Source organism: Vibrio sp. 1249-1 (assembly GCF_033340495.1).
In genome coordinates this window covers 1-779 of record NZ_JAWOWJ010000405.1, presented here as the reverse complement: position 1 = coordinate 779, position 779 = coordinate 1, and the positions used below count along the sequence as shown (strand labels likewise).

Genomic DNA, 779 nt, shown 5'->3' with positions numbered 1-779 from the left:
CAGTTGTCCGCCATACGTAGGCTCCGGAATACCGCCATCCATGATGTAAGCTTTCTTCTGTTCTGGCGTCATCGCCGGGATACTCAAACGCACCAACATAGACACGGCATGAATGTCGTCTTTTTCAGGAGGATGCCCACGGCCATCTTTTATGTGGCAATTCTGACAACCATTGGTGTTGAAAAGCGGGCCAAGGCCGTCTCTTGCATCTGTAGTCGCTGGCGCTTGCACCCATGGGTTACGGAAAAAACTATTGCCCACACTAAAATCAAGTCGCTTACTCATTGGCAAGTTCGTCGCGGGTAATGAATAGGCATTAGCACCGTCTTGTTTGACACTGGTGTTGCCACCAGACTTAGCATCGTAAGCCATGGCAGAAGTCGAAAGGATCGCGGCAAAGGCGGAAAGTAGGTATGGCTTCATATCACTGCTCTTATATGAATGGATAACAACGAGCTCTAACGGCAAAAGGGCTCACTATGAGCCCTTGTTTATTATTATGTGTTCTTAAAACTCGTGGTCTGCGGTGTCTGGGCTTAGGCTATCGATGCCGACAATACCCGCTGCACGCTCAATAGCACCTGTTTGTGCAACCAACGCCATGATGGTGTCGTTAACCAGAGCATTGCCTTGAGCATTACCCGCAGCAATAAGTTGGTCGAAATGCTGATTGTGTTTTTCAGCAGAAGTCACCAACTCGCCAACTTGACTGCGTGTTGCGTCAAATTGCTTCTGGATTTCTTCAGCGGCTTGCTTATCTTCCTGAGCAACTAGGTTTG

At 48.7% G+C, this 779-nt stretch carries 2 protein-coding genes; both read right to left on the bottom strand.

The genetic code is table 11. The features are described from left to right. On the bottom strand, window positions 1-423 hold a 423-nt coding region (locus R7Z50_RS26665; RefSeq protein WP_318149637.1), incomplete at its 3' end, for a di-heme oxidoredictase family protein. An 84-nt stretch (window positions 424-507) separates the two neighbouring features. After that, on the bottom strand, window positions 508-779 hold a 272-nt coding region (locus R7Z50_RS26660), incomplete at its 5' end, for an imelysin family protein (protein ID WP_318149636.1).